Raw genomic sequence first — 1449 nt, forward strand, 5'->3', positions numbered from 1 at the left:
GGCTCAGGGGGCTCCGGCGACGGGGCGGGCACGATCGACCCGCTGGCCCCCGAGCATGTCGCCCCGCTGGTCGGCTATCTGGCCGGGCCCGCCGCGGCCGGGATCAACGGCCGGCTGTTCGTGGTGCACGGCGGCATGCTGGCCGTGCTGGCCCAGCCCAGGGTGGCCGCCCGGTTCGACACCACCGGGGAGGTCTTCACGGTGGAGGAACTCGACGGGCTGCTCACCCCCTACTTCGCCGGCCGGCCGCCGGGCGAGAGTTTCGCCGCCCGCGACGTACTGGCCCTCAAACACGGCGGCTGACCGAAGCCCGCCCGGGGCGCGGCGGTACGACCACCGTGCCCCGGGCGGGAGGAAGCGCGATGCGGCGCGCGGGAGCGCTCAGGCGGCGCGGGACGGCGCCGGGCGCCGGTGCTTGCCGTGCCCGGGAGCCTGTGCGTCCTCACTCAGGGCGCGGGGGCCGCGGTGCCGCCCCGCCCCTTCGGGCTCCGCGGCGGCCGACTGCTGCCGTGCTTCGGTGGTCGTGCTCTGGCCTTCGGGCATCTGGGAAGTCACCCCGTCGAATCGGTCCGTGCTGTGCGAGCGGGAGGTACGCCACGGCCCATCACCCCGGTCATGGAACACCCCACGCACCGCCCGAGCGCGTCCACGAGAACCGACCCCCGGTCGGATATCGAGGTCGGACATCCCGACGTCCCGACATCCGGAGTCGTCAACTCGTCGATCACTGGCATCGCCGAAACGCTGGACCGCTGAACCGCGGAATTCCTGATCTCGGCCCGGCTGTTCACCGGTGGCGTGCGTGGAACACATGGCCGCGAAGCCCCCCGAAGGGAGTCTAACGGCGCGGTGGATCTCCAGGCGAGCCGACGCGCGGTCACGCCCTTGCCAACGGGGCCTGTTGGAGCGGTACGGGCCGGGATAACGACTCCGGCCGCAGCCGGGCCGGTCGGCTCCCCGCCTCCGCGGACACCGGGATCCACCGCGGGCTCCCCCCGTCCGGCTCCGTCGCACGGGCCCGTACGGCGAACCCCGGCCCCGGGGTGATCCGCACCATGACCCGCGCACCGGACTCCGCCACCACCTCCGCCCCGGACGGCGCGGCCCCGCTTGCCGCCCCGGGCGCGCCGGGCCCCGCGGGTGCGGGTGCGGGCGCCGGGGCGGGTGCGGCCTCGGGCGTGCCGGGGCCTGCGGGCGCCGGGGTGTGTGCTGCCCCGTGGGTGCCCGGGCCTGTCGACGCGGTGACGGCTACTGCCTCGGTCGTCCTCGGACCCGCCAGTGGCGGAGCGGGCACTGCCTCCGTCGTGCTCGGCCCTGTCGGCGCCGGATCGCGACCATGACCCGCGCACCGGACTCCGCCACCACCTCCGCCCCGGACGGCGCGGCCCCGCTTGCCGCCCCGGGCGCGCCGGGCCCCGCGGGTGCGGGTGCGGGCGCCGGGGCGGGTGC

1 pseudogene is annotated in these 1449 nt (G+C 76.7%); it reads left to right on the plus strand.

The annotated features are described in order from the left end of the window. Positions 1-303: pseudogene (locus tag E4099_RS31985) on the plus strand (short chain dehydrogenase); the annotation flags it as partial. Positions 304-1449: the final 1146 nt, after the last annotated feature.

The sequence above is a fragment of the Streptomyces palmae genome (genome assembly GCF_004684805.1).
Classification (GTDB): domain Bacteria; phylum Actinomycetota; class Actinomycetes; order Streptomycetales; family Streptomycetaceae; genus Streptomyces; species Streptomyces palmae.